This window comes from Microbacterium sp. XT11, from assembly GCF_001513675.1.
Taxonomy (GTDB): domain Bacteria; phylum Actinomycetota; class Actinomycetes; order Actinomycetales; family Microbacteriaceae; genus Microbacterium.
Genome location: NZ_CP013859.1, coordinates 2,928,544 through 2,955,129 on the forward strand (window position 1 = coordinate 2,928,544; position 26,586 = coordinate 2,955,129).

At 67.5% G+C, this 26,586-nt stretch carries 25 protein-coding genes, 2 tRNA genes and 1 pseudogene; 4 read left to right on the forward strand and 24 right to left on the reverse strand.

Features of this window, described 5'->3' with window-relative positions; all coding sequences use genetic code 11:
• Positions 1 to 11 precede the first annotated feature (11 nt).
• Both AB663_RS13920 and AB663_RS13925 read right to left on the reverse strand, forming a co-directional pair.
• On the reverse strand, positions 12 to 230 hold the full coding sequence (locus tag AB663_RS13920) for a hypothetical protein (protein ID WP_067200406.1): 219 nt from the start codon (positions 228 to 230) through the stop codon (positions 12 to 14).
• Positions 227 to 835, reverse strand: a complete 609-nt coding sequence (locus AB663_RS13925; protein ID WP_067200409.1) for an ArsR/SmtB family transcription factor — start codon at positions 833 to 835, stop codon at positions 227 to 229. The genes AB663_RS13920 and AB663_RS13925 overlap by 4 nt, the downstream gene beginning before the upstream one ends.
• 146 nt (positions 836 to 981) lie before the next feature.
• Here AB663_RS13925 and AB663_RS13930 point away from each other — a divergent pair, with 146 nt between their 5' ends.
• The gene (locus AB663_RS13930; protein ID WP_067200413.1) at positions 982 to 3,036 is read left to right on the forward strand and encodes a M3 family metallopeptidase; all 2,055 of its coding nucleotides are present in this window, start codon (positions 982 to 984) and stop codon (positions 3,034 to 3,036) included.
• Between the two features lie 95 nt (positions 3,037 to 3,131).
• On the opposite strand, the gene clpX is transcribed toward AB663_RS13930, so the two are convergent.
• From clpX to AB663_RS13980, 10 genes are all read right to left on the reverse strand, one after another.
• Complete coding sequence (clpX, locus tag AB663_RS13935) at positions 3,132 to 4,400, reverse strand: ATP-dependent Clp protease ATP-binding subunit ClpX (RefSeq protein ID WP_067200417.1); 1,269 nt, start codon at positions 4,398 to 4,400, stop codon at positions 3,132 to 3,134.
• A 177-nt stretch (positions 4,401 to 4,577) separates the two neighbouring features.
• A complete protein-coding gene (locus AB663_RS13940; protein WP_067200421.1) occupies positions 4,578 to 5,429 on the reverse strand; it encodes an aldehyde dehydrogenase family protein in 852 nt (283 codons plus the stop codon).
• A complete protein-coding gene (locus AB663_RS13945) occupies positions 5,426 to 6,868 on the reverse strand; it encodes an aldehyde dehydrogenase family protein (protein ID WP_067200425.1) in 1,443 nt (480 codons plus the stop codon). Before AB663_RS13945 ends, AB663_RS13940 begins: the two co-directional genes overlap by 4 nt.
• Positions 6,869 to 6,881: 13 nt before the next feature.
• Positions 6,882 to 7,883 carry a deoxyribose-phosphate aldolase gene (deoC, locus tag AB663_RS13950; RefSeq protein ID WP_083511252.1) on the reverse strand — a complete coding sequence of 334 codons (1,002 nt, stop codon included), beginning with the start codon at positions 7,881 to 7,883 and terminating at the stop codon, positions 6,882 to 6,884.
• Positions 7,880 to 8,815, reverse strand: a complete 936-nt coding sequence (locus AB663_RS13955; protein ID WP_067200430.1) for a sugar-binding transcriptional regulator — start codon at positions 8,813 to 8,815, stop codon at positions 7,880 to 7,882. Before AB663_RS13955 ends, deoC begins: the two co-directional genes overlap by 4 nt.
• Positions 8,816 to 8,966: 151 nt before the next feature.
• Complete coding sequence (locus AB663_RS13960) at positions 8,967 to 9,608, reverse strand: ATP-dependent Clp protease proteolytic subunit (protein ID WP_067200433.1); 642 nt, start codon at positions 9,606 to 9,608, stop codon at positions 8,967 to 8,969.
• A gap of 15 nt (positions 9,609 to 9,623) precedes the next feature.
• Entirely contained in the window at positions 9,624 to 10,262 is a 639-nt protein-coding gene (locus tag AB663_RS13965; RefSeq protein WP_257720785.1) for an ATP-dependent Clp protease proteolytic subunit, read from the reverse strand.
• Positions 10,263 to 10,295: 33 nt separating this feature from the next.
• Positions 10,296 to 10,790, reverse strand: a complete 495-nt coding sequence (locus AB663_RS13970; RefSeq protein ID WP_067200440.1) for a tetratricopeptide repeat protein — start codon at positions 10,788 to 10,790, stop codon at positions 10,296 to 10,298.
• A 69-nt stretch (positions 10,791 to 10,859) separates the two neighbouring features.
• Entirely contained in the window at positions 10,860 to 12,338 is a 1,479-nt protein-coding gene (tig, locus tag AB663_RS13975) for a trigger factor (RefSeq protein WP_067200443.1), read from the reverse strand.
• Positions 12,339 to 12,401: 63 nt separating this feature from the next.
• A tRNA-Pro gene (locus AB663_RS13980) sits at positions 12,402 to 12,475 on the reverse strand.
• Positions 12,476 to 12,565: 90 nt separating this feature from the next.
• On the opposite strand from AB663_RS13980, the gene AB663_RS13985 reads away from it, so the two are divergent.
• Positions 12,566 to 12,639 (forward strand) — tRNA-Gly (locus AB663_RS13985).
• Positions 12,640 to 12,710: 71 nt separating this feature from the next.
• Positions 12,711 to 13,907, forward strand: coding sequence for a hypothetical protein (locus AB663_RS13990; RefSeq protein WP_067200447.1), 1,197 nt, complete (start codon positions 12,711 to 12,713; stop codon positions 13,905 to 13,907).
• Between the two features lie 78 nt (positions 13,908 to 13,985).
• Here the strand turns inward: AB663_RS13990 and AB663_RS13995 are convergent, their stop codons facing one another.
• From AB663_RS13995 to AB663_RS14045, 11 genes are all read right to left on the reverse strand, one after another.
• The gene (locus tag AB663_RS13995; protein ID WP_067200450.1) at positions 13,986 to 14,339 is read right to left on the reverse strand and encodes an RNA polymerase-binding protein RbpA; all 354 of its coding nucleotides are present in this window, start codon (positions 14,337 to 14,339) and stop codon (positions 13,986 to 13,988) included.
• Entirely contained in the window at positions 14,339 to 14,587 is a 249-nt protein-coding gene (secG, locus tag AB663_RS14000) for a preprotein translocase subunit SecG (protein WP_067200453.1), read from the reverse strand. Before secG ends, AB663_RS13995 begins: the two co-directional genes overlap by 1 nt.
• An 81-nt stretch (positions 14,588 to 14,668) precedes the next feature.
• A complete protein-coding gene (tpiA, locus tag AB663_RS14005) occupies positions 14,669 to 15,460 on the reverse strand; it encodes a triose-phosphate isomerase (protein ID WP_067202776.1) in 792 nt (263 codons plus the stop codon).
• 5 nt (positions 15,461 to 15,465) lie between these two features.
• The gene (locus AB663_RS14010) at positions 15,466 to 16,680 is read right to left on the reverse strand and encodes a phosphoglycerate kinase (RefSeq protein WP_067200456.1); all 1,215 of its coding nucleotides are present in this window, start codon (positions 16,678 to 16,680) and stop codon (positions 15,466 to 15,468) included.
• A gap of 9 nt (positions 16,681 to 16,689) precedes the next feature.
• Complete coding sequence (gene gap, locus AB663_RS14015) at positions 16,690 to 17,700, reverse strand: type I glyceraldehyde-3-phosphate dehydrogenase (RefSeq protein ID WP_067200458.1); 1,011 nt, start codon at positions 17,698 to 17,700, stop codon at positions 16,690 to 16,692.
• A 104-nt stretch (positions 17,701 to 17,804) separates the two neighbouring features.
• The gene (locus AB663_RS14020) at positions 17,805 to 18,431 is read right to left on the reverse strand and encodes a superoxide dismutase (protein ID WP_067200461.1); all 627 of its coding nucleotides are present in this window, start codon (positions 18,429 to 18,431) and stop codon (positions 17,805 to 17,807) included.
• Between the two features lie 133 nt (positions 18,432 to 18,564).
• Positions 18,565 to 19,542: a DNA-binding protein WhiA gene (gene whiA / locus AB663_RS14025; protein WP_067200464.1), complete on the reverse strand. Its 978-nt coding sequence runs from the start codon at positions 19,540 to 19,542 to the stop codon at positions 18,565 to 18,567.
• A gap of 67 nt (positions 19,543 to 19,609) precedes the next feature.
• Positions 19,610 to 20,482 (reverse strand): RNase adapter RapZ, encoded by an 873-nt coding sequence (rapZ, locus tag AB663_RS14030; RefSeq protein WP_067200467.1) that lies wholly within the window; start codon positions 20,480 to 20,482, stop codon positions 19,610 to 19,612.
• A 29-nt stretch (positions 20,483 to 20,511) separates the two neighbouring features.
• Positions 20,512 to 22,386, reverse strand: coding sequence for an excinuclease ABC subunit UvrC (gene uvrC, locus AB663_RS14035; protein ID WP_067200470.1), 1,875 nt, complete (start codon positions 22,384 to 22,386; stop codon positions 20,512 to 20,514).
• Positions 22,386 to 25,274: an excinuclease ABC subunit UvrA gene (uvrA, locus tag AB663_RS14040; protein WP_067200472.1), complete on the reverse strand. Its 2,889-nt coding sequence runs from the start codon at positions 25,272 to 25,274 to the stop codon at positions 22,386 to 22,388. The genes uvrC and uvrA overlap by 1 nt, the downstream gene beginning before the upstream one ends.
• Positions 25,275 to 25,312: 38 nt before the next feature.
• On the reverse strand, positions 25,313 to 25,807 hold the full coding sequence (locus tag AB663_RS14045) for a MarR family winged helix-turn-helix transcriptional regulator (RefSeq protein WP_067200475.1): 495 nt from the start codon (positions 25,805 to 25,807) through the stop codon (positions 25,313 to 25,315).
• Between the two features lie 44 nt (positions 25,808 to 25,851).
• Here AB663_RS14045 and AB663_RS16965 point away from each other — a divergent pair, with 44 nt between their 5' ends.
• On the forward strand, positions 25,852 to 26,091 hold the full coding sequence (locus AB663_RS16965) for a hypothetical protein (protein ID WP_083511253.1): 240 nt from the start codon (positions 25,852 to 25,854) through the stop codon (positions 26,089 to 26,091).
• Between the two features lie 191 nt (positions 26,092 to 26,282).
• On the opposite strand, the pseudogene AB663_RS17655 reads toward AB663_RS16965, so the two are convergent.
• Positions 26,283 to 26,576: pseudogene (locus AB663_RS17655) on the reverse strand (TfoX/Sxy family protein); the annotation flags it as partial.
• Positions 26,577 to 26,586: the final 10 nt, after the last annotated feature.

A 26,586-nucleotide genomic window follows, 5' to 3' on the forward strand; every position in this document is an offset into this window, starting at 1 on the left:
GATCGCGGCGATCAGCGACGCGGCAGGCCCGATAGCGCGAGCAGATGCTCCACCGCACGAGGATCGGCCCTCCGCGACTGCTGCTCGCGAAGCAGATCGAGCGCGAGCTCACGGCGCGCGGCACGCTCCGCGACGCGATGCTCCACGAACGCGGTGAGGCGCGCGGCGAGAGCGAGAAGCCCGCGTTCGACACGTGTGGGCGAAGCGAGGCGCAATGCGGCGCTGGTCATGACTCCTCCGTCACGTTCGTCGTCTTCGCAGGGGTCGGGACGTCGAACAACTCGGCGCGGAGTGTGACCCTGCGCACATCCGGTCCGGTCTGTCCGCGGTATCGTTCGACGGCCGCGTCGACCACACTGCTGAGTTCAGCACGGAGTTCCGCCATCTGACTCGGAGTGAGGTCGAGGAAGGTCGTCATGACGATCCCCGCATCGCGCCATTCCTCGGGCACCTCGGCCTCGGAGCGGTTGAGGTACGCCATGAGGGTCTCGTGGCGCAAGCGGAAGAACTCCGCGGTCACGATCTGCGCTGCCGCACGGCCCGACGGCGTCATCGATTCGTCAGGACCGGGCAGGTTGATGCGACCTTTCGGGCGCTCCCACCAGCGTTCGCGCGCAGTCCCCCGGCCTTCGACCTCGCGGATCAGGTCATGCGCGGCCAGAGCTCGCAGATGGTAGCTCATCGAGCCGGACGTCTCCCCGACCAGCGCAGCCAGCGAGCTGGCGGTCTGCGGACCTCGCTCGCTCAGCAGGTCGAAGATCTTCACGCGGAGCGGATGCGCCAGAGCCTTCAACGCCCCGGCATCCAGCACCCTTCCCTGTGGCTCGTTCGTCATGCATCCAAAGATACCGTTGCAAACGATTCTTTGCAAACATTTCTTTGCACGCCGTGCTTGGCGATTCAGTGTGCGGCGACGACTCCGGACGACCGGGACGACATCCCTGCGACGCGACGAGCCCCCCACCTGGATAGGCTCGCAGAATGACGGCTTCCTCGAACCCCCTGCTCGTCTCGCCCGCACTGCCGTACGGCATGCCCGACTACCGCGCGATCCGACCCGAGCACTATCTGCCGGCGTTCCGCGCCGCTTTCGACGAGCACCGTCGCGAGATCGCCAGGATCACCATGGTCCGTTCGATGCCGACATTCGAGAACACGATCGAGGCACTCGAGCACGCCGGTGCGCTGCTCGAACGCCTGTCGCACGCGTTCTACACCGTGAGCTCCGCAGACGCGACGCCCGAGATCCAGGCGGTCGATGAGCAGCTCGCTCCCCTCATGGCCGCGCATCGCGATGCGGTGATGCTCGACAGCGCGCTGTACTGGCGGGTCCAGCAGGTGTACGACCAGCGTGACGCGCTCGGTCTCACGGCAGAGCAGCGGTACCTCGTCGAGCGCCACCACCGTGAGATGACGCACGCCGGCGCCGCGCTCGACGACGCTGCGAAGGCGCACCTCACACTCCTCAACCAGCAGCTCTCCGCGCTCAGCAACACGTTCGAGCGCAATCTTCTCGCCGACACGAACGACCTCGCCGTCGTGTTCACGTCGGCGGATGAGCTCGACGGGCTCGGCACGGGTGAGCTATCGGCGGCCGCGCGGGCCGCCGCAGACCGGGGCCTCGACGGTGCGTACGTCGTGAACCTGCCGCTGTTCACCGGGCACCCGTATCTGGCGCACCTTCGCAACCGGGCCTCACGTCAGCGGATCATGACCGCCTCACGCCTCCGCGGCGCCAGGGAGAATGCGGCGGACAACAGACCCGTGCTGCGCGAGATCGCTCGCCTCAGAGCCGAGCGGGCCATGCTCCTCGGCTATGACTCCCACGCGGCATACGTCACGGCCGACGAGACCGCCGGCAGTCCGCAGGCGGTCGAGCGGATGCTGCGCGACCTGGCTGCTCCAGCCGCGCGGAACGCACGCGCGGAGGGCGCTGCGCTCCAGGCCCTGATCGATGAGGAGGAACCGGAACCCTTCGCGATCGAGGCGCACGACTGGGCGTTCTACACCGAGAAGGTCCGCGTCAAGCGGTACGACATCGACACCGCGGCGCTGCGGCCCTGGTTCGAAGCCGAGCGCGTGCTGCGCGACGGCGTGTTCTTCGCGGCACGGCGGCTGTACGGTGTGACGTTCGCCGAGAGGCCTGACATCCCCGCTTACCATCCCGACGCTCGGGTCTTCGAGGTGTTCGAGGAGGACGGCACCGCGCTCGGGCTCTACATCCTCGATCTGTACACACGCGACTCCAAGCGCGGCGGTGCGTGGATGAACTCGATCGTCAGCCAGTCGACGCTGCGCGGTACGAGTCCAGTCGTGGTGAACAACCTCAACGTCCCCCGACCGGGCGACGGCGAGCCCACTCTGCTCACCCTCGACGAGGTCACCACCCTCTTCCACGAGTTCGGGCATGCGCTCCACGGCCTGTTCGCACATGTGACGTACCCGCACTTCGCCGGCACGAACGTGTTCCGGGACTTCGTCGAGTTCCCGAGCCAGGTCAACGAGATGTGGATCCTGTGGCCCGAGGTGCTCGACAACTACGCGCGTCACCACGAGACCGGCGAGCCCCTCGATCAGGCCGTCGTCGAGCGCCTGCGTGCCACGACGGCCTTCGATCAGGGACATGCCACCAGCGAGTACCTCGCGGCCGCCTGGCTCGATCAGGCGTGGCATCGGCTCGGCGCGGACGCGGACGGCGTGGACGACGTCGCGGCGTTCGAAGCGGCAGCCCTCGCCGACATCGGGCTCGATGATCCGCTCGTCCCCACCCGGTACTCGTCGTCGTACTTCGCGCACGTCTTCTCCGGCGGGTACAGCGCGGGCTACTACTCCTACATCTGGAGCGAGGTGCTCGACGCCGACACGGTCGAGTGGTTCCGCGAGAGCGGCGGGCTCACCCGGGAGAACGGCGAGCGGTTCCGCTCGCGGCTGCTCGCCGTGGGCGGCTCGAAGGATCCCCTGGAGGCCTGTCGCGACTTCCGCGGTCGCGACGCCGACATCCGCCCGCTCCTCGAGCGGCGCGGGCTCGACAGCTGAGCGCCCCGGGTGGCTCGCGCACAGTCGTCGGTGCGCAGACCCTCCAGCGATCCGCGACGGTCCGCGGGATGCCGCAACCGTCGTCGGGCGAGCTGTCACGCACTCTTGCGCTTGCGCTCCATGACGATCGTGGGCGGCGCGCCCTCATCGACCGACGCGCGCGTCACGATCACCTTGGCGACGTCGTCGACGGAGGGGATCTCGAACATGATCGGCCCCAGCACGTCTTCGAGGATCGCGCGCAGTCCGCGGGCACCGGTCTTACGCTCGACCGCGAGGTCGGCGATCGAGCGCAGCGCGTCGTCTTCGAACTCGAGCTGCACGCCATCGAGCTCGAACATACGCTGGTACTGCTTCACGAGCGCGTTGCGCGGCCCGGTCAGGATGTCGATGAGCGCGTCCTGGTCGAGCGGGGACACCGAGGTCACCACGGGGAGGCGCCCGATGAACTCCGGGATGAGCCCGAACTTGTGCAGGTCCTCGGGAAGCACCTCGCTGAAGAGGTCGAGGTCCTTGCCCTTGTCGTGCAGCGGGGCGCCGAAGCCGATGCCATGCTTGCCCACGCGCGCCGAGACGATGTCCTCGAGACCGGCGAACGCGCCCGCGACGATGAACAGGACGTTCGAGGTGTCGATCTGCAGGAACTCCTGGTGCGGGTGCTTCCGTCCGCCCTGCGGAGGAACCGAGGCCACGGTGCCCTCGATGATCTTGAGGAGCGCCTGCTGCACGCCTTCGCCCGAGACGTCGCGGGTGATCGACGGGTTCTCCGCCTTGCGCGCGATCTTGTCGACCTCATCGATGTAGATGATGCCGGTCTCCGCGCGCTTGACGTCGTAGTCCGCCGCCTGGATGAGCTTGAGGAGGATGTTCTCGACGTCCTCGCCGACGTAACCTGCCTCGGTCAGAGCCGTCGCGTCTGCCACGGCGAACGGCACGTTGAGCCGTTTCGCGAGGGTCTGCGCGAGGTACGTCTTGCCGCAGCCCGTCGGTCCGATCAGAAGGATGTTGCTCTTCGCGATCTCGACGCTCTCAGCCTTCTGCTCGGCCGGCTGCAGCGCGCCATGCGCACGGATGCGCTTGTAGTGGTTGTACACGGCGACAGACAGCGCCTTCTTCGCGGGCTCCTGCCCGACCACGTACTCCTCGAGGAACGAGAAGATCTCCCGAGGCTTCGGAAGGTCGAAGTCTGCCGTGCCCTCGGCCGCGGACTCCGCCATCCGCTCTTCGATGATCTCGTTGCACAGCTCGACGCACTCGTCGCAGATGTACACACCGGGGCCGGCGATGAGCTGCTGCACCTGCTTCTGGCTCTTTCCGCAGAAGGAGCACTTGAACAGGTCAGCGCTTTCACCGATGCGGGCCATGCGCGTCCTCCTCAGGATGCCGAGATCGTGTTCTGAGCCTAACCGCTGTATCCGACACTGGGACGCATTGGCGCGGAGTCCGTGCTGCGCGTCCGGATCCGCGCGCCGCGGACGAAGCCGTGGTCGGGACGAAGACGGGCCCCGGTCACTCCAGAGGCCCGCCGCGATCCTCGCCGATCAGACCATGCTCTTCGTGTGCCACACCGTCTTCACCTCGGTGAAGGCGGCGATGCGCTCAGGCGACGCGACGACGGCCCCCGGCGGGAGCACTCGCTTGAGCGTCTCGGCGGCCGCGATCTGCAGGTCCACCCAGTCGAGGTCGCCGGCACCGGCGAGGTCGAGGGCGTTGACGTCCTGATGCGACGCGAGCCAGGGCGCGATCTCAGCGGGAGATCCCGTGAGCACGTTGACGACTCCCCCCGGCACGTCGCTCGTCGCGAGCACCTCGGCGAGGCTGATCGCCGACAGCGGATACCGCTCGCTCGCGAGCACGACGACGGTGTTGCCCGCGACCAGGGCCGGGGCGACGACCGACACGAGACCGAGGAGGGCAGAGTCCTGCGGCGCGACGATCGCCACGACGCCGGTCGGCTCAGGAACCGAGATGTTGAAGTACGGTCCTGCGACGGGGTTCGCGTTACCCGCCACCTGGGCGTACTTGTCGCACCACCCCGCGTACCAGACCCAGAGATCGATGGCGTCGTCGACCTGGGCGCCGGCGGCCGCGCTCGAGACGCCCTCTTGGGCGACGATCTCGTCGACGAACTGTGCGCGCCGGCCCTCGAGCACCTCGGCCACGCGGTAGAGCACCTGGCCGCGGTTGTACGCCGTCGCGCCGGACCACCCCTTCACGGCGCCGCGCGCGGCGACAACGGCATCACGGGCGTCCTTGCGTGAGGCCTTCGCCGCGTTGGCGAGGAACGTGCCCTTGGCCGACTGCACCTCGTAGGTACGTCCGGACTCGCTGCGCGGGAAGGCGCCGCCGATCGCGAGCTTGTAGGTCTTCGGCACGGTCAGTCGCTTGCTCATGATGCTGCTCCCTGCAGGTACGCCGTGAGTCCGTGGCGGCCGCCCTCGCGGCCGTATCCGGACTCCTTGTAGCCTCCGAACGGGCTCGACGGGTCGAATCTGTTGAACGTGTTGGCCCACACCACACCCGCCCGGAGCCGGTCGGCGACCGCGAGGATGCGCGATCCCTTCTCAGACCAGATGCCGGCGGACAGACCGTAGGGGGTGTTGTTCGCCTTGGCGATGGCCTCGGCGGGCGTGCGGAAGGTGAGCACCGACAGCACAGGGCCGAAGACCTCGTCCCTCGCGATGCGGTGCGACGCCTCGACGCCGGTGAAGATCGTCGGAGCGAACCAGAATCCCTTCTCAGGGATCGCGCAGTCGGCGGTCCAGCGCTCGGCGCCCTCTGCCTCGCCGATGTCGCTGAGCTCGCGGATGCGGGCGAGCTGCGCGGCGGAGTTGATCGCGCCGATGTCGGTGTTCTTGTCGAGCGGATCGCCCAGGCGCAGCGTCGACAGACGGTGCTTCAGCCGATCGATGACCTCGTCGTGAATCGACTCCTGCACGAGCAGGCGGCTGCCGGCGCAGCACACGTGCCCCTGGTTGAAGAAGATGCCGTTGACGATGCCTTCGACGGCCTGGTCGATCGGCGCATCGTCGAACACGATGTTCGCGGCCTTGCCACCCAACTCCAGCGTGAGCTTCTTGCCGGTGCCTGCGACCGCGCGAGCGATGTCCCGGCCGACCCCGGTCGAGCCGGTGAACGCCACCTTGTCGACATCCGGGTGCCGCACGAGCGCCGCGCCGGTCGCGCCCGCTCCGGTGACGATGTTCACGACACCGGCGGGGAGGTCGGCCTGCTGCAGGATCTCCGCGAAGATCAGCGCCGTCAGCGGCGTGGTCCCGGCGGGCTTGAGCACGACCGTGTTGCCCGCGGCGAGGGCGGGAGCGAGCTTCCACGCCAGCATCAGCAGCGGGAAGTTCCACGGGATGACCTGGCCAGCCACCCCGAGCGCGCGCGGGTTCGCACCGAGGCCCGCGTAGTCGAGCTTGTCCGCCCAGCCTGCGTAATAGAAGAACCAGGAGGCCACGAGAGGCACGTCGACGTCGCGGCTCTCCTTGATCGGCTTGCCGTTGTCGAGGCTCTCGGCCACGGCGAGCTCGCGCGAGCGCTCCTGCACGAGGCGCGCGATGCGGAAGAGGTACTTCCCGCGGTCGCGACCGCTCATCTTCGACCAGGTCTTCTCGTATGCTCGGCGAGCCGCGGCGACGGCACGGTCGACGTCATCGTCCGACGCCGACGCGATCTCCGCGATTCGCGACTCGTCTGCGGGCGAGATCGTGACGAAACTGCTCCCGCTGCCGTCGACGAAGTCACCGTCGATGAACAGTCCGTAGCTGTCCTTGAGGGAGAGGATCGCCTTCGACTCCGGTGCCGGTGCGTATTCCAGGAATGACATGTTCTTCTTCCCGTCAGTCGATCGTGACGTAGTCGGGGCCCGAGTAGTGGCCTGAGGTGAGCTTCTGACGCTGCAGCAGCACATCGTTGAGCAGGCTGGACGCGCCGAAGCGGAACAGGTGCGGCTGGAGCCACTCCTCGCCGGCGGTCTCGGCGACGGTGACGAGGTACTTCACGGCATCCTTCGACGAGCGGATGCCGCCGGCCGGCTTCACGCCGATCTTCTCCCCCGTGCCGCGGTACCAGTCGCGAACGGTCTCGAGCATCAGCAGCGTCGTCGGCAGCGTCGCGGCAGGTTGCACCTTGCCCGTCGACGTCTTGATGAAGTCGCCTCCGGCCAGGATGGACAGCCACGACGCGCGCTTGATGTTGTCGTAGGTGTTCAGCTCACCGGTCTCCAGGATCACCTTGAGCGAGGCGTACGAACCGTCAGGACGCCGACACGCTTCCTTCACCTGCGCGATCTGGTCGAAGACGAATCCGTAGCGCCCGGAGAGGAACGCTCCGCGGTCGATCACCATGTCGATCTCGTCCGCCCCGGCGGCGACGGCTTCTGCCGTGTCGGCGAGCTTGATCGCCAGGGACGCCCTCCCGCTCGGGAAGGCCGTGGCGACGGCGGCGACCGAGATCTTCCCGTCGTCGGGGTCGCCGTGCAGCTCGCCGAGGGCGTCGACGGCGTAGCCGACCATGTCGCCGTACACGCACACCGCCGCCACGCGAGGCGTCGACGCGTCAGAAGCATCCGGGGTCTTCGCCTTCGCCGCGAGGGAGCGCACCTTGCCTGGCGTGTCGGCGCCTTCGAGAGTGGTGAGGTCGATCAGACGGATGATCGTGTCGAGAGCCCACGCCTTCGACGTCGTCTTGATCGAGCGGGTGCCGAGACTCGCCGCACGCTGTTCGAGGCCGACCGCGTCGACACCCGGGAGCCCGTGCAGGAAGCGGCGGAGAGTGGCGTCGTCCGGCTCACCGCCCAGCACGTCCACCGCGGTGCGGCGGGTGAGTTCTGTGGTTGTCACTGTTCCTCCAACAATGCTCGGGCTGTGTTCTCATCTGTCACAAGCACGCTGCACAGTCCGCTGGTGACGACCGTGCGCGCGATGTCATGTTTGGCTGAGCCGGCGGTGACGAAGATGGCGCGCTTCGCCGCCCTCAGGCGTTCGAGCCCCACCCCGACCGTGCGGGCGTCCAGCTGGGGATCGACGATGTTCCCGTCCGCGTCGATGTAGCGGCCGAGCACATCGCCGACCGCTCCGCGGCGCGCGAGCTCCTCGACGTCGGATGCCGTGAGATAGCCGTTCTCGACGTGCGCGGAGCTCGCGTCGCACGGCCCGGCCGTGAACAGGAACGCCTGCGCCTCGGCTGCCTCCGCCAGCACGGCCGCAACCGTTCGGTCGGCTTCGATGGCCTGCTTCGTCTCGACTCGCTCGAGGATCGCCGGGCTCGGCAGCAGGGAGACCTGCCCCGACGCGCGCTGTGCGATGGTGACGGCGAGTCCCGCGGCTCCTCCGGAGCGCCTGTTGAGGCTGACTCCGCCGTTGAGCTGGACGACGGTGACTCCCGTCGCCCACCCGTCGGGCAGGGCTTCGGCGACGGCGCGCAGGGTACGCCCCCAGCTCACGCCGAGCGTGCGCGGCACGGGGCGCATCGCGCTGAGATAGTCGGCGGCGGCGTGAGCCACGCGCTCCAGGGTCCCTTCGTCACCGTCGGGCGCAGGCACGACCACGGCGGCCGCGAGTCCGTGACGCTCGACGAGCTGGCGCTCGAGCCCCAGACGTCGTGCGCGCGGATGGACGATCTCGATGCGCACGATTCCGCGCTCCCTGGCCTGAGTGAGCAGACGCCCCACCTTCCATCGCGAGAGCTTGAGGATGCCGCCGATCTCGTCCTGTGTCTTGTCCTCGTCGTAGTACAGCTCGGCGACGCGGACCATCGTGAGTTCGTCCTCCACGGCATCCTCCTTCACTCTCAGCCTACGACGGGTTCACCCTCTGCGCACGCGATTGCTCATATGAGCACATCGGCCGACCTCGTTCGCTCGTCCGTTGCAGACGACGAAAGGGCGGCGATCCGTGGATCGCCGCCCTTTCGCGCCTGTGAACTCAGGAGCGCTTGCGCGTCGTCAGAACCTGGTCGACGATGCCGTACTCCTTGGCGTCTTCAGCGGACAGGATCTTGTCGCGGTCGATGTCGCGGTTCACCTGCTCGACGGACTTGCCGGTGTGACGCGCCATCGTCTCCTCGAGCCAGGTGCGCATGCGGAGGATCTCCGCGGCCTGGATCTCGATGTCCGACGCCTGACCGTGCCCGGCTTCACCCATCGCCGGCTGGTGCATCAGCACGCGGGCGTTGGGCAGCGCGAGGCGCTTGCCGGGCGCGCCCGCCGCGAGCAGGACGGACGCCGCGGATGCCGCCTGGCCCAGCACGACGGTCTGGATCTGCGGCGCGACGTACTGCATCGTGTCGTAGATCGCCGTCATCGCGGTGAACGAGCCACCGGGCGAGTTGATGTACATCGTGATGTCGCGCTCGGAGTCCTGGCTCTCCAGGACCAGGAGCTGTGCCATCACGTCGTCGGCCGACGCGTCGTCGACCTGGACGCCCAGGAAGATGACGCGATCCTCGAAGAGCTTGTTGTACGGGTCCTGGCGCTTGAAGCCGTAAGCCGTGCGCTCCTCGAACTGCGGGAGGATGTAGCGGCTCGAGGGAAGGGTGCCTGCGGAACGGAAGGTGGGTGTGTACATGTGTGCTGTCCTGCCTTACTTGTCCGCGCCGGTGCCGCCGCCGCCGTGCACGTCGCTGGCGTGTTCGCGGATGTGGTCGACGAATCCGTACTCGAGGGCTTCATCGGCGGTGAACCAGCGGTCGCGGTCGCCGTCGGCGTTGATCTGCTCGACGGACTTGCCGGTCTGGGCCGCGGTGATCTCGGCCAGGCGGCGCTTCATCGACAGGATCAGCTGCGCCTGCGTCTGGATGTCGCTCGCCGTACCGCCGAATCCACCGTGCGGCTGGTGCAGCAGCACACGCGCGTTCGGCGTGATGTAACGCTTGCCCTTGGTGCCGCTCGTGAGAAGCAGCTGCCCCATCGAGGCAGCCATGCCGATGCCGACCGTCACGATGTCGTTGGGCACGAACTGCATGGTGTCGTAGATGGCCATGCCTGCGGTGATCGATCCGCCGGGCGAGTTGATGTAGAGGTAGATGTCCTTCTCGGGATCCTCGGCGGCGAGAAGGAGGATCTTCGCGCAGATCTCGTTCGCGTTCTCATCCCGCACCTCAGAGCCCAGCCAGATGATGCGATCCTTGAGCAGCCTGTCGAAGACGCTCGTCGCGACCAGGGGTTCAGCCATGTCAGCTCCTGTTTCCGTGTTTCGGTGATTCGAATCTACCGGCGACAACACGCGCTCCAGGTCATGTTCGCCGTCGGCATATCAGGTGTCGGCGTCAGCGATCTCGCGGGCGTACGCGGTCATCGAACGGTGATAGCGCGGCAGGTGCGGGACGAGCGCGAGGAGCGCCACCGACAGCCCTTCGGCCGGGCGCCCGGCGCTGGCCAGGGTGAGCGCGTGCACCGCGGCGATCGCGTCGCGGTACGGGCCGGCCCCTGCTCTCTCGCGCTCGCCCTCGATGAGCGCAAGGGCCTCATCGAACCGACCGAGGTTTCGCAGCGAGCTCGCGAGCTGCACGATCGCCTGCGAACGGTGGTCCTCGTCCAGTCCGAGCTCCAGTGCCCGCCGATAGAGCTCGACGGCTTCCTCCGGACGCCCGGCGGAATCGCGTGCCCCTGCGCGCTCGAACTCCGCACGACCGTCGTCCTCACCGCGCTCCGCGGCGAGGGCGTCGATGCGGGCGATGATCTCGTCGCCGACCTCCTCCCCCGACGCGTCGGCCCACACCTCGTCGATGCGGTCGCTCCAACTGGTCATGCCGTTTCCTTCCCTCGGATGCGAGAAGGGCGGATGCCGCAGCATCCGCCCTTCTGGTCGATCGGTCGATCACTCGGCCTTGTCGGCCGCCTTCTCGTCGGCCTTGGCCGCGGCGGTCTTCTTGGCCGGAGCCTTCTTGGCCGCAGGCTTCTTGGCCGCAGGCTTCTCCTCAGCGTCGGCGTCGGCCTTCTTGGCCGGCTTCTTCGCAGGGGCCTTCTTGGCCGGCTTCTCCTCGGTCTCAGCCTCTGCGGCCGGCGCCTCGTCCTCGTCGTCCGTGACGATGAAGTCGCTCAGGTCGACGGGCTTGCCGTTGGTGTCGACGACCTTCACCTTCCCCAGGGCGATCGCGAGAGCCTTGTTGCGGGCGACCTCGCCGACCAGGGCCGGCAGCTGGTTCGACGACTGCAGAGCCTCGACGAACTCCTGCGGAGCCATGCCGTACTGCGCTGCGGACTGGATGAGGTACTGCGACAGCTCCTCCTGCGACACCTGCACGTCGGCCTGCTCGGCGATGGTGTCGAGCAGCACCTGCGTGCGGAACTGCTTCTCGCTCGCCTCGGTCACCTCGGCGCGGTGCACGTCGTCCTCGAGGCGGCCCTCGCTCTCGAGGTGGTTGTGCACCTCGTCCTCGATGAGCTGCGGCGGCACAGGGATGTCGATCTGCTCGAGCAGAGTCTCGACGAGCTTGTCGCGTGCGGCCGAACCCTGGGTGAAGACACCCTGCTGCGCGACCCGCTCGGCGAGGCTGGCACGAAGCTCTGCGATCGTGTCGAACTCGCTGGCGATCTGCGCGAAGTCGTCGTCGGCCTCGGGGAGCTCCCGCTCCTTCACCGACTTGACGGTCACCGAGACCTCGGCCTCGGAACCGGCGTGGTCGCCGCCGACGAGGGTCGAGCGGAAGGTGGTGTCCTCACCGGCGGTCAGCGACTCGATCGCGTCGTCGATGCCCTCGAGCAGCTCGCCCGAGCCCACCTCGTACGAGACGCCCTCTGCGCGGTCGATCTCGGCACCGTCGATGGTCGCGACGAGGTCGAGCTCGACGAAGTCGCCCTTCGCCGCCGGACGGTCGACGGGGATGAGGGTGCCGAAGCGCGCACGAAGGCGGTCGAGCTCGGCGTCGAGGGCGGCCTCATCAGCCTCGACCGCGTCGACCGTCAGGGTGATGCCGTCGTAGTCGGGGAGCTCGATCTCGGGCCGCACGTCGACCTCGATGTCGACCAGAAGGTCGCCGGAGAAGTCCTTCTCGCTCGGCCACTCGACGACCTCAGCCGACGGACGGCCGACGATGCGCAGCTTGTGCTCGACGGTGGCCTCGCGGAAGAACTTGTCGAGGCCCTCGTTGACGGCGTGCTCGATGACCGCGCCGCGTCCGATGCGCTGGTCGATGATCGGCGCCGGAACCTTGCCCTTGCGGAAGCCGGGGATCTGCACGTCCTGAGCGATGTGCTCGTATGCGTGCGTGATGCTGGGCTTGAGGTCTTCGGGGGTGACCGTGATGCTGAGCTTCACCCGGGTCGGGGTCAGCTTCTCGACGGTGCTGTTCGCCATGCTGGTGTGTTCTCCTTGTGGTTCCCGCGCTGACACGCGGCTGTGAGGCTGAAGTGTGCCGTGTCGGGGCGACAGGAGTTGAACCTGCGACCTCCCGCTCCCAAAGCGGGCGCTCTACCAAGCTGAGCTACGCCCCGGGGAATCCGCAGATTCGGCCCCCAAGAGTCTAACGGACGGGAGCACCCTTCAGAGTCCGCTATGATCGATGAGTCCGGAACTCCGGTTTCGGGGGTGTAGCTCAATGGTAGAGTCTCAGTCTTCCAAACTGATTGCGCGGGTTCGATTCCCGTCACCCCCTCCACATCAGGTCCTCGTCGTTCGGCGGGGACCTTTTCTGTACGGACGGGGACCTTTTCTGTACGGAGGTGAATCGTGACCGACGCGAGTGGCTCCGCAGCAGGCGGCCACGACATGCCGCCTGCGTTCTCCGATGACGCGCCCACGGTGCGGATGCCGGTCCGCCGCCGCCGTCGGCTGCTCACGTTTCTCGCAGTGTTCGCGGTCTGCATCGGCGGCGCCGCTGCCGCACAGGTGGCCGCATCTGCTGCATACGACCGGGCCGCACAGGCATTCTCGACGGCCATGAGCACGCTCGGCGACGACGTGCAGCAGCTGCGCGGCTACCTGAGGACGCTGCAGGACACGGTGTCGACGGCGCGCGTGATCAGCGACCGCTCCCCCGCGCCGTTGGTCGACCCCGCCGCCGTCGCACCGCTCTCCGATGCCCTCCAGAAGAGCGCTGTGGTCGCTGGGTCGGCCGAGACCCTGCTCGACCGCGACGTCCCGGAAGCCCCGGATGCACCGTTCTGGTTCTGGGATCTCTTCGCCGCCGCGACGCAGGTCGACCAGGCGCGCGGCCACGTGGACGATCTCGACACCGAGATCACGGCGACGGCGCCGTCGCTGCTCGCGTCCCGTGCAGAGGTGTCGGATGCCGGACTCGCGGTGCTCTCGACGTCCGCAGCAGCCGCAGCGACGTTCGAGACCGCCCACGTCTCGGCGCGGAACGACGACGTCGTCGCGCTGCGTGCTGCCGCATCCGATGTCGCGTCGCGGACCTCGCTCGATCACGACGCCGCGTCCGCCTTCGGCACCCTGCAGGACGCCGCAGCTCAGGTGCTCTCCTCAGAACAGGCGGAGCTGGCCGAGAAGGCGGGCCCGCTGCTGTCCGCCCGTCTCGAGGTCGAGGCCTTCGCGCGCTCGCTCGCGCCGGGGGTGCTCCTCGAGTTCGACTGGAGCCCGGTCGTGAACGGTGCCGGGAACGGAGGAAGCATGGGCGGGCTGACGACGTGGTGGTGGGACGACCCCGATCGCGCAGCGATCCAGCTGTCCGACTCCGTCGCGGAGCGCTGGCCCTCGTACAGCAGCAAGTCCCTCGTCGCACACGAGGTCGGCCACGCCATCAGCGTCAAGTGCGAAGGCATGTACGACGCGTCCACCCAGGACAGCATCGAGAAGTGGGCGACCGCATGGGCGATAGGCATGGGCTACACCGACGACGCGAACGGCGTCTGGGCGTACGGGTTCCCGCCTCAGGCATACATCGACGCGGCGTCCGGGTGCCGTTGATATCCACTGGACAGCGGATCCCGTCCGGCATGCAGAAACCGCCACGATCCGAATGATCGTGGCGGTTTCATGAAACGACTACTGCCCGCGGCGCTCCCGCAGCTGAGCCAGCGCGTCCTCGAGAAGCTGCATCGCTTCTTCGTCGGTGCGACGTTCCTTGACGTACGCGAGGTGCGTCTTGTACGGCTCGGTCTTGGCGAGGGCAGGCGGGTTGTCCTTGTCGCGCCCGGCAGGCAGACCGGTCTGTGGATGGTCGATGATCTCCGGGATCTCGTCCTCCGGCAGTCCAGCTGCGAAATAGCGCACGGTCTCATTGCCGAGCCCGTCCCAGTACGAGACCGCGATGCGGTCTGCGTGATACCCGTGGTCCTGCTCGCCCATAGGGCCGGAGCCGACACGCGTGCCACGAATGGCGTTTCCTCCCGTTGCCATCAGATCACCTCGAACTTCGTGATGAGACCGAGTGCCACGATCGCCACGAACCAGACGAGCGCGAGCACCACCGTGAAACGATTGAGATTCCGCTCCGCGAGACCGGACGAGCCGACGGCCGAGGACATGCCTCCGCCGAACATGTCGGACAGGCCGCCTCCGCGACCCTTGTGGAGGAGGATGAGGAGAGTCAGCAGGACGCTGGTGATGCCCAGCAGCACCTGCAGAACGAACTCGAGAATATCCACGAGGAAGAGCCTTTCGCTGGGGCACGACTGCCCCGGTAACGGTCAAGTATACGGTGTGGCGGGGCCGCGGCCCCGCCACACTCACACGCCGACGTGCTTCTCGAACCGGATGATCGCGGCGAACTCGTCGACGACGAGGCTCGCCCCGCCGACCAGTGCGCCGTCCACGTCGGGCTCACGCATGAAGCTCGCGATGTTCGCCGCCTTGACGGACCCGCCGTACAGGATGCGCGTGCGAGACGCAGCGTCCTCTCCGAGCACCTTCGCGATCACGCCGCGCAGGGCCGCGCACACGTCCTGAGCCTGCTGGGGAGTCGCTGCCTGTCCGGAGCCGATGGCCCAGACGGGCTCGTAGGCCACCACGATGTCGGCATCCTTGGACACGCCCTGCAACGCCGCCTCCAGCTGGCCAGCGGGAACAGCGCTCGCACCGAACTTCTCGAGATCCTCGGCCGTCTCACCGACGCAGATCACGGGGACGATCCCGTGCTTCAGCGCCGCCCGGACCTTCGCTGCGACGACCTCGTCGGTCTCGTTGTGGTACTCGCGCCGCTCGGAGTGGCCGATGATCACGTAGGTCGCGTCGAGCTTGCTGAGGAAGGCACCCGACACCTCGCCGGTGTACGCACCCGAGTCATGGACCGACAGATCCTGAGCACCGAGAGCGAAGGGGATCTTGTCGGCGTCGATGAGCGTCTGCACGCTCCGGAGGTCGGTGAACGGCGGGAAGACGGCGACGTCGACCGAACCGTCCTCGTGCTTCGCGTCCTTGAGAGTCCAGTGCAGCTTCTGCACGAACGCGACCGCCTGGAGGTGGTCGAGGTTCATCTTCCAGTTGCCCGCGATCAGCGGGGTGCGCTTGTTCGTCGCCATCGTCGTCACTCCCATCCCAGGACGGTGAGTCCCGGAAGCTTCTTTCCCTCGAGGAACTCGAGGCTTGCCCCGCCACCGGTCGAGATGTGGCCGAACGCATCGTCGGAGAACCCGAGCTGGCGCACGGCCGCGGCGGAGTCGCCACCGCCCACGACGCCGAGTCCGTCGACCTTCGTGAGCGCCTCGGCGACTGCCTTGGTCCCAGCCGCGAACGCCGGGAACTCAAACACGCCCATGGGACCGTTCCAGAACACCGTCTTCGAACCGCGGATCACCTCGGCGAACGCGGCGGCGGTCTCGGGCCCGATGTCGAGACCGATTCCGGAGGCGCCGAAGGTCGTGTCCTCGAGCGCGTCCGCGCGGGCGACCTCGTGCGCCGCGTCGGCGGCGAACTTCTCCGCGACGACCACATCCGTCGGCAGGACGAGCTCGACACCGCGCTCGGCGGCCTCGGCGATGTATCCGCGCACCGTGTCGAGCTGGTCTTCCTCGAGAAGGCTCGCAGCGACATCGTGGCCCTGCGCCTTCAGGAACGTGAAGAGCATGCCGCCGCCCACGAGGATGCGGTCGACGCGCGGCAGCAGGTGCGAGATGACGCCCAGCTTGTCGCTGACCTTGGAGCCGCCGAGCACCACGGCGTACGGACGCTCGGGGTTCTCGGTGAGACGGTCGAGCACGTCCAGCTCGGTCGCGATCAGCAAGCCGGCGGCGGACGGCAGCAGCTGCGCGAGGTCGTAGACGCTCGCCTGCTTGCGGTGCACCACGCCGAAGCCGTCGGAGACGAGCGCGTCGCCGAGTTCCGCGAGCTGCGCCGCGAAGGCCCCGCGTGCCTCGTCGTCCTTCGACGTCTCTCCGGGGTTGAACCGCAGGTTCTCGAGCACGACGACCTCGCCGTCCTCGAGCGAGGCGACGGCGTCACGTGCGGACTCGCCGACCGTGTCGCGGGCGAAGGCGACCGGCTTGCCGAGGAGCTCGGCCAGCCGCTGGGCGACCGGTTCGAGGCTGTACCGGGGGTCGGGAGCACCGTCGGGGCGGCCGAGGTGCGAGCACACGACGACGCGGGCGCCGGCGTTGATGAGGGCATTGAGGGTCGGCAGCGAGGCGCGAACACGGCCATCGTCCGTTATGACCCCGTCCCGGAGCGGGACGTTCAGGTCACAACGGACGATGACGCGCTTGCCCTCGAGCGAACCCAGTGAGTCCAGGGTGCGCAGAGTCATGGTTCGAGCTCAGAGACGCTCGGCCACGTACTCGGTGAGGTCGACGAGACGGTTGGAGTAGCCCCACTCGTTGTCGTACCAGCTGGAGACCTTCACGAGGTTGCCGCTGACGTTGGTCAGCGTGGAGTCGAAGATCGACGAGTGCGCGTTGTGCACGATGTCGCTCGAGACGATGGCATCCTCGTTGTACTGCAGGTAGCCGGCGAGACGCCCCTCGGCAGCGGCCTTCTTGTATGCCTCGTTGACCTCGTCGACGGTGAGGTTCTCACGGTCGGTGATGAGGGTCAGGTCGACGATCGACCCGGTGGGGACCGGAACGCGGTACGACGATCCGCTGAGCTTGCCGTTCAGCTCGGGCAGCACCTCGCCGATGGCCTTCGCAGCCCCGGTCGAGGCGGGGACGATGTTGATCGCCGCCGCACGAGCGCGGCGCAGGTCGCTGTGGGGCCCGTCCTGCAGGTTCTGGTCAGCGGTGTACGCGTGCGCGGTCATCATGAAGCCGCGGTCGATACCGAAAGCGTCGTTGAACACCTTTGCCAGCGGGGCGAGGCAGTTGGTGGTGCACGACGCGTTGGAGATGATGTGGTGCGATGCCGGGTCGTAGGTGTCCTCGTTCACACCCATCACGAACGTGGCGTCGACGCCCGTTCCGGGAGCGGAGATGAGCACCTTCTTGGCGCCGGCGTCGATGTGCTTCTTGGCGAGCTCCGCCTTGGTGAAGAAGCCGGTCGACTCGATCACGATGTCGACGCCGAGGTCGGCCCACGGGAGGTTGGCGGGGTCACGCTCGGCGAACGCCTTGATCGCCTTGCCGTTGACGGTGATGCTCTCGTCGTCGTAGCTGATCTCCGCGTCGAGCACCCCGCCGACCGAGTCGTACTTCAGCAGGTGCGCCAGGGTCTTGTTGTCGGTGAGGTCGTTGACCGCGACGATGTCGATGTCCGCGCCCTGCGCGAGAGCCGCGCGGAAGTAGTTGCGTCCGATGCGGCCGAAGCCGTTGATACCGATCTTGACAGACACGAAGGTCTCCTGATTTCTCATGCGCGAATGCGCGGTTTCAAACTAGAGAAGCATGGACAACGGCGTCCCGACGGGCGAGAAGTCCGTCGGGACGCCCGTCTTGGTTACGACAGTACCAGCAGCCCGCTCGTCTTCTCGCGGGCTACATCGAAGCGCTGGGCCACGTTCTCCCAGTTGGCGATGTTCCATGCCGCCTTGACGTAATCCGCCTTGACGTTCAGGTAGTCGAGGTAGAACGCGTGCTCCCACATGTCCAGCTGGAACAGCGGGATCGTGCCCTGCGCCGTGTTCGCCTGCTGGTCGAACAGCTGCTGGATGATCAGTCGCGCGCCGATCGGGTCCCAGCTCAGCACAGCCCAGCCGGAGCCCTGGATTCCCGTGGCGGCCGCGGTGAAGTGCGCCTGGAACTTCTCGAAGGAACCGAAGAACTCGTCGATGGCCGCCTTCAGCTCACCCTCCGGCTGACCGCCGCCGTTCGGCGAGAGATTGGTCCAGAAGATCGAGTGGTTGACGTGACCACCGAGGTTGAAGGCGAGGTCCTTCTCCAGCTTGTTGACGTTCGCCAGGTTGCCGGTCTCGCGCGCCTCCGCCAGCTGCTCCAGCGCGGTGTTCGCGCCGGCGACGTAGGCCGCGTGGTGCTTGTCATGGTGGAGCTCCATGATCTTGGCGCTGATGTGCGGCTCGAGGGCTGCGTAGTCGTAGGGCAGGTCGGGGAGCGTATAGGTTGCCATGTCGCATTCATCCAATCCGCGCCGCGCCGCGGCGCTTGCCGATCCTCCGCCACGCCGAAGTGCGGTGCGGAGCGGACACTTTCATCCTAGTGACGACAACGCGACGCCGGACAGGAACCTTCCGCGTGTGACGTCAGACGTCGAGACCTGCGGGAACAGCGGCTTCCGTGCCGGGAATCCCCTCCTGCTGCGCGCGCTTGTCCGCCATCGCAAGCAGGCGGCGGATGCGGCCCGCCACCGCGTCCTTCGTCATGGGCGGGTCGGCGTGGTGGCCGAGTTCGTCGAGGCTTGCGTCCCGGTGCGCAAGACGCAGCTCGCCGGCCACCTTGAGGTGCTCCGGCACGTCCTCTCCGAGGATCTCCAGAGCGCGCTCGACACGTGCGCACGCCGCCACCGCGGCCTGAGCGGAGCGTCGCAGGTTCGCGTCGTCGAAGTTCACCAGGCGGTTCACGCCGGCGCGCACTTCTCGACGTTGGCGCATCTCTTCCCACGCGACGGCCGTGCGATGCGCGCCGATCTCGCTGAGCATCGTGCGGATCGCCTCGCCTTCGCGCACCACGACGCGGGGCATGCCGCGCACCTCGCGCGCCTTCGCCGCGACACCGAGGCGGTGTGCAGCGCCGACGAGGGCCATGGCGGCCTCGGACGAAGGGCAGGAGATCTCGAGCATCGCGGAGCGTCCCGGCTCGCTGAGCGTCCCTGCGGCGAGGAACGCCCCGCGCCACAGGCCGGCGATCTCGGCGCGCGATCCCGTCGTGAGCCTGTTCGGGAGTCCGCGGACGGGCCGACGACGCTGATCGAGAAGTCCGGTCTGGCGAGCCAAGGTCTCCCCTGCCGCAATCACGCGGACAGCCCAGCGGGCACCGTCGTTGGCCGTGCTCGATTGCACCTGGGCGATCTCCGGGCGCACGCCGTAGATCTCCGCGAGGTCACGCGCGACGCGGTGTGCGAGCACCTCGGCGTCCACCTCGGCCTCGACAGCCACACGGCCCGCGATCGAGTGCAGACCACCGGCGAACCGAAGAATCGCGGTCACCTCGGCCACCCGCACCGTCGGCGGCGCGTTGCGGATGCTGACGAGTTCGGCTTTGACGTCGGTGGTTAGTGCCACGGGACTCCTTCACGATCACGCGTCGGATCGCGACGCAAACCTCCAGCTTACTCGGCCGCGGGCGCCGCTACTCTCGCCCGAGGTCTCGGTGACGGACGTTCACGGCAACTCCCGGGACGGCCGCCAACCGGCGAGCCAGCTCCTCCGCCATCGCGACGGATCGGTGCTTGCCGCCGGTGCATCCGATCGCCACCGTGGAGTGGCTCTTGTTCTCACGCTGATACCCCTCCAGCACCGGCGTGAGCGCTGCGGCGTATGCCTCGAGGAACTCGGACGCGCCTTCGCGAGACAGCACGTACTCCCGGACGGCCTCGTCCTGTCCGGTCAGCCCGCGGAGCTCTTCGTTCCAGAACGGATTGGGCAGGAACCGCATGTCGGCGACGAGGTCGACGTCGGTCGGCAGGCCGTATTTGAACCCGAAGCTGAGCAGCGTCACCCGATGACGCGCCGCCCCCTCCTCGGAGAACAGGTCGGAGACCTTGGTCGCCAGCTGATGGATGTTGAGCGACGAGGTGTCGATCACCAGGTCAGCCGCCTCCCGAACGGGTGCGAGACGGGATCGTTCGGTGCGGATGCCGTCGAGAAGCGTTCCGTCGTCCTGCAGCGGATGCGGACGGCGGACGGCCTCGAAACGACGGACGAGCACGTCATCGGACGCGTCCAGGAAAAGCACTCGGACGGACCCGCGCGACCGCAGAGCACGGGCGACGCCGGGGAAGTCGTCGAAGAGGTTGCGTCCTCGCACGTCGACGACCGCGGCGATCTTCGGGAGGGCGTCGCCGCCCATGTCGGTGAGGTCGAGAAATGGGCGGAGGATCTGGGGCGGGAGGTTGTCGACCACATACCATCCGAGGTCTTCCAGCGCGTTGGCCACGGTGGTGCGGCCTGCCCCGGACATGCCCGTAACGATCAGGAATTCGCCCTGGTCCCCGTCTGACATCGTCGCTCCTTCTCCCCCACGAGACCAGCCTAGCGAGTGGCGAGATGAGCGTGGATGTTCTGGGCGAGCACCGGCCCGATGCCCTGGACCTGCTGGATCTCCTCGGGGCTCGCGCCTCGCAGCGCCGTGACGGAGCCGAAGTGCTTCAGCAGCACCTTGATGCGCGCTGCGCCGAGCCCGGGGACCTCGGCGAGAACGGTCGTGATGTCCTTGCGCCGCCGCTTGCGCTGATGCGTGATGGCGAATCGGTGGGCTTCATCACGCAGCCTCTGCAGAAGGTACAGGGCTTCACTCGTCCTCGGCAGGATCACCGGGAAGTCCTCACCGGGAAGCCAGATCTCCTCCAGTCTCTTGGCGATGCCGCAGACGGCGATCTCGGTGTGCCCCGCGTCGCGCAGGGCGCGGGCTGCCGCCTCGACCTGCGGCGTGCCCCCGTCGACGAGCAGCAACTGCGGAGGGTACGCGAACCGTGGCTTCTTCCGCGTGGTGGTCTCGTCCGCCCCGTCGTCGTCGGCATGTTCCGGGCGGTCGAGGTATGCGAGTCGCCGCATGAGCACCTGATACATCGAGTCGGTGTCGTCGGTCGTCTCGGCGATGTTGAAGGAGCGGTACTGGTCCTTGCGCGGCAGCCCGTCCTCGAAGACGACCATCGACGCGACGACGTTGGTGCCACCGAGGTGCGAGATGTCGAAGCACTCGATGCGCAGCGGCGCCTCCGGCATGCCCAGAGCATCCTGCAGGTCGGTGAGCGCCTGCGTGCGTGCGACGTAGTCGCTCGTTCGTCGGGTCTTGTGACGGATGAGCGCCTGCTGGGCGTTCACAGTCGCGGTGCGCATGAGGTCGGCTCGCTGTCCGCGCTGGGCGACGGCGATCTCGACCTTCCGTCCGCGGCGTTCACGCAGCCATTCCTCGAGCTCAGCGATGTCGTCAGGGAGAACCGGGACGAGGATGCGCCGCGGGACGTCGCCGCCCTCGCCGTACGCACGCTGCAGGACCTGGTCGACGAGATCGGCACCGGCGATGTCGATCTCCTTGTCGAGAGTCATGGCGCGCACACCACGCACACGCCCGCCGCGGATCACGAAGTGCTGCACAGCCGCGGACAGCTCGTCCTCGGCTATGCCGAAGAGATCGGCATCCTCGTCGGCTGGGAGCACGAGGGCGCTCTTGCCGAGCACTGCTTCGATAGCGGAGAGCTTGTCGCGATACTTCGCTGCGGCCTCGTAGTCCATGGCCGCCGAGGCGGCGAGCATCCGCTTCGTGAGCTCCTTGGTGAAACGTTCGTCACCTCCTGCCATGAACGCGACGAAGTCGTCGACCATCGCCCGATGCTCCTCGATCGTCACCGTCATCGAGCAGGGCCCGCCGCACTTGCCGATCTGCCCGGGAAAGCACGGGCGCCCGGTCTGCATCGCCCGCTTATAGCTGGCATCGCTGCACGTGCGGATCGGGAACGCCTTGATCATCAGGTCGATCGTCTCGTGCACGGCCCACACCTTCGGGTAGGGACCGAAGTACCGTGCGCCGGGGATCTTGCGGTTGCGCGTCACGATCACCCGTGGCGCTTCATCCGCCAGCGTCACCGCCATGAAGGGGTACGACTTGTCGTCGCGATAACGGACGTTGAACGGCGGATCGAACTCCTTGATCCACATGTACTCCAGCTGGAGCGAGTCGACGTCGGTCGCGACGACCGTCCATTCCACCGATGCCGCGGTCGTCACCATGCGGCGGGTGCGCTCGTGCAGCGTGTGCAGCGGGGCGAAGTAGTTCGACAACCTCTGACGCAGGTTCTTCGCCTTGCCGACGTACAGCACCCTGCCGTCGGCGTCGCGGAACCGGTAGACGCCGGGGTCGGTGGGGATCTCGCCCGTGCGTGGCCGGTACGGGAGGACGTCGGCCATCAACTGGCCTTCCGCGCCGACCGCCCCTCGCCGAGGATCTCGGCCAGGAACCGGCCCGTGTGGCTCTCCTCCACGCGCGCGATCTGCTCCGGGGTGCCTGTGGCGAGGATCTGACCGCCGCCGGAACCGCCCTCGGGGCCCAGATCGATCACCCAGTCGGCGGACTTGATGACGTCGAGGTTGTGCTCGATCACGATGACGGTGTTGCCCTTGTCGACGAGGCCGTTGAGCACCTCGAGCAGCTTGCGGACGTCTTCGAAGTGCAGACCCGTCGTCGGCTCGTCGAGCACATAGATGCTGCGTCCGTTGCTGCGGCGCTGGAGCTCCGTCGCGAGCTTGACGCGCTGCGCCTCGCCTCCGGAGAGCGTCGTCGCAGACTGACCGAGGCGCACGTAGCCGAGGCCGACGTCGACCAGTGTCTTCATGTAGCGGTGGATCGACTGGATCGGCTCGAAGAACTCGGCGGCTTCGGCGATCGGCATCTCGAGCACCTCGGCGATGTTCTTGCCCTTGTAGTGCACGGCGAGAGTGTCACGGTTGTACCTCTTGCCGTGGCAGACCTCGCAGTCCACGTACACGTCGGGCAGGAAGTTCATCTCGATCTTGATCGTCCCGTCGCCCGAGCAGGCCTCGCACCGGCCGCCCTTGACGTTGAAGCTGAAGCGCCCCGGCTGATAGCCGCGCACCTTCGCCTCCGGCGTCTCGCTGAAGAGCGTGCGGATGCGGTCGAACACACCCGTATAGGTCGCCGGGTTGGACCGCGGAGTGCGTCCGATGGGTGCCTGGTCGACGTGCACGACCTTGTCGAGGTTGTCGAGCCCCGACACCCTGGTGTGCTTACCGGGCACCGTCCGCGCACCGTTCAACCGCGATGCGAGCACCCGATAGAGGATGTCGTTGACGAGAGAGGACTTCCCTGAGCCGCTGACGCCCGTCACGGCCGTGAGCAATCCCAGCGGGAACTCCGCGGTGACGTTCTTGAGGTTGTTCTCCCGCGCGCCCACGACCGTCAGCATGCGCTTACGGTCGACCTTTCGTCGCTTCGCCGGAGTGGGGATCTCACGACGCCCTGAGAGGTAGTCGCCCGTCATGGACGCCTTCTCGCCCAGCAGTGCGTTGTAGGGCCCGGAGTGCACGACCTCTCCGCCGTTGACTCCTGCTCCCGGCCCGATGTCGACCACCCAGTCGGCGGCTTCGATGGTCTCTTCGTCGTGCTCGACGACGATGAGGGTGTTGCCGAGGTCGCGAAGGGTGAGCAGGGTCTCGATCAGGCGCCGGTTGTCGCGCTGATGAAGCCCGATCGAGGGCTCATCGAGCACATAGAGCACCCCGGTGAGGCCTGATCCGATCTGGGTGGCGAGCCGAATGCGCTGCGCCTCACCTCCGGAGAGCGAGCCCGCGGAGCGGCTGAGGTTGAGGTAAGACAGCCCCACCTGCAGAAGGAAGTCCAAGCGCAGTCGGATCTCGCGGAGCACCTGCGCAGCGATCTTCGCCTCGCGCTCGGTCAGCACGAGCTTCTCCATGAAAGCGCGTGCGTCCGCGAGGCTGAGGTGCGACACCTCGGCGATCGAATGACCGTGCACCTTCACGGCGAGCACCTCCGGCTTGAGGCGATTGCCGTTGCAGACCGGGCACGGAACCTCGCGCAGATACTCGCCCCAGCGCGCACGCTGGGTGTCGGACTCGGCCTGTGCGTACTGGCGTTCGATGTACGGCACGACACCCTCGAACCCCGACGCGTACCGCATCTCGCGTCCGTACCGGTTCTTCCACTTGACGGTGACCTTGTAGTTGTCGCCTCTCAGCACCGCGTCTTGCACATCGACGCGAAGGTCTTTCCAGGGGGTGTCCAGGGAGAAGTTCAGATCGGCGGCCAGTCCCTCGAGCAGGCGCTCGTAGTACTGGAACAGGCCCTTCCCCTGTGTGGTCCACGGGATGATGGCACCCTCGCGGATCGAAAGCTCCTCGTCGCCGAGCATAAGGTCGACGTCGACGGACATGCGTGTGCCGAGGCCCGAGCATGCCGGGCATGCGCCGAAGGGGGCGTTGAACGAGAACGTGCGCGGCTCGATCTCGGTGAGCGTGATCGGATGGCCGTTCGGGCACGCGAGCTTCTCGGAGAAGGACTGCCAGGCGTCGTCGCCTTCTTCGTCCACAAAATTCACCTGCATGACGCCGCCCGCGAGCCCGAGCGCCGTCTCCACCGAGTCGGTGACGCGCCCGAGGATGTCGTCCGACGCCACGAGGCGGTCGACCACCACGGCGATGTCGTGCTTGTAGCTCTTCTTCAGCGCCGGCGGCTCCGCGAGCTGGATGAGCTCACCGTCGACGATCGCCCGGGAGTAGCCCTTCGCCCCCAGTTCGCGGAAGAGGTCGACGAACTCCCCCTTCTTCTGGGAGACGACGGGAGCGACGATCTGGTAACGGGTGCGCTCTGGCAGGGCCATGAGCTGGTCGGCGATCTGCTGCACCGTCTGGCGTTGGATCTTCTCGCCGCACTCAGGGCAGTGCGGCACGCCGATGCGCGCCCACAGCAGTCGCATGTAGTCGTAGATCTCGGTGATGGTACCGACCGTCGAACGCGGATTCCGGTTGGTCGACTTCTGGTCGATCGAGACGGCGGGACTCAATCCTTCGATGAAGTCGACGTCTGGCCGGTCGACCTGACCGAGGAACTGCCGCGCGTACGCGCTCAACGATTCGACGTAGCGGCGCTGACCCTCGGCGAAGATCGTGTCGAACGCGAGACTGGATTTTCCCGACCCGGACAGCCCCGTGAACACCACGAGGGAGTCGCGGGGGATGTCGATGTCGACGTTCTTCAGATTGTGGACGCGGGCACCGCGAACACTGAGTTTTCCTGGGGTTGCAACCGGGACGATAGGCACCGTCCAAGTCTACGAGGGGCCACGGACACTGGCTCCTCTCAGGCCTCCGCGGGCCCGACGATCTCGGCGGGCCCCGCCTTGGTGGCGCGTTCGGCATCGGGACGGCGGCGGCCTGCGAAGCGCGCGAGGCCGTCTCGCAGCGCACCGATCTCCTCGAGGTCCATGCCGACCGCCGCCATGACGCGACCGGGCACCGCCAGCGCCCGCTCGCGAAGCGATCGGCCCGCATCGGTGAGCGTGATGTCGAGCCGCCGCTCATCCTCCGCGTTGCGCTGTCGCACGATGAGACCATCGGCCTCGAGACGCTTGACGAGGGGCGACGCCGTCGCCGGCTCGAGCGCCAGCGCAGCCGCCAGATCGTTGAGGGATCGCGGCGATTCCTCCCACAGAGCCAGCATCACGAGGTACTGCGGGTGGGTCAGCCCGAGCGGCTCGAGGATCGGGCGATAGACCGACACCACAGTGCGCGCCGCCGTCACGAGGGCGAAGCACAGCTGGTTCTCGAGAGCAAGGGGATCGTCAGGTGCCGGCACGGCACAACGATACAGCCACCCTAATAGTTAGTACACTAAGGATCATGACGGACTCCGACCGGCTCCCCCTCCGCGACCGCATCCGTGAGGCGGGCGGTCTCTACAGCTGGATCAACCGAAACCTCATCCGCTTCGCGGGACCGGCATCCGTCGGACCGTATGAGAAGACGCCCCCGCCCAGCGCTGCCGAGAGGGCTGAACGTGCCTGTCCCCTCTGCGGCGCTCCGATGAGGCAGCATGAGATCGATCGTTCCGGGCCGAAGCCGCTGATGCACTGCCCGTGAGCACGCTGACGCACTGACCGTGAGCAGGCTGATGCAGTGCCCGTGAGCAGGAGCGCACGTGCGGCGCGGGCCGGGTGGGACCGCACCGATGGCATCGAGCAGCGCCGCAGCCGGCACGCGTCGCTCCCCTCGGACCGGCTTCCCCGCGCCGCATGACGTCGGCCGTCGTCGTGCTCCCGCGCCACGTCGAGCCAGAACATCAATGCCTGGTCATCCGCGATGACCGCTGGTGCGACGTCCAGCCAGCGAGCGCTCATCGTCCTGGCCCCCATCGCCGCCGGAGAGACACCCGACCGCACGCTCAGCGCAGCACCCTGTTCCTCGGCCACACGCACGAGGAGCACGCCGCCTGCTCGCGCGCCCACGAGAATCCGCCCGTCGACGAGGAACGTGCGGCTGCCGAACATCCGTCTCTCCTCAACCGCGGGGTCGGCGCCGAGCAACGCCTTGATCCGGTCAGCGAGCTCCTCCCCTGCAGCGTCCATGAACGGCGCA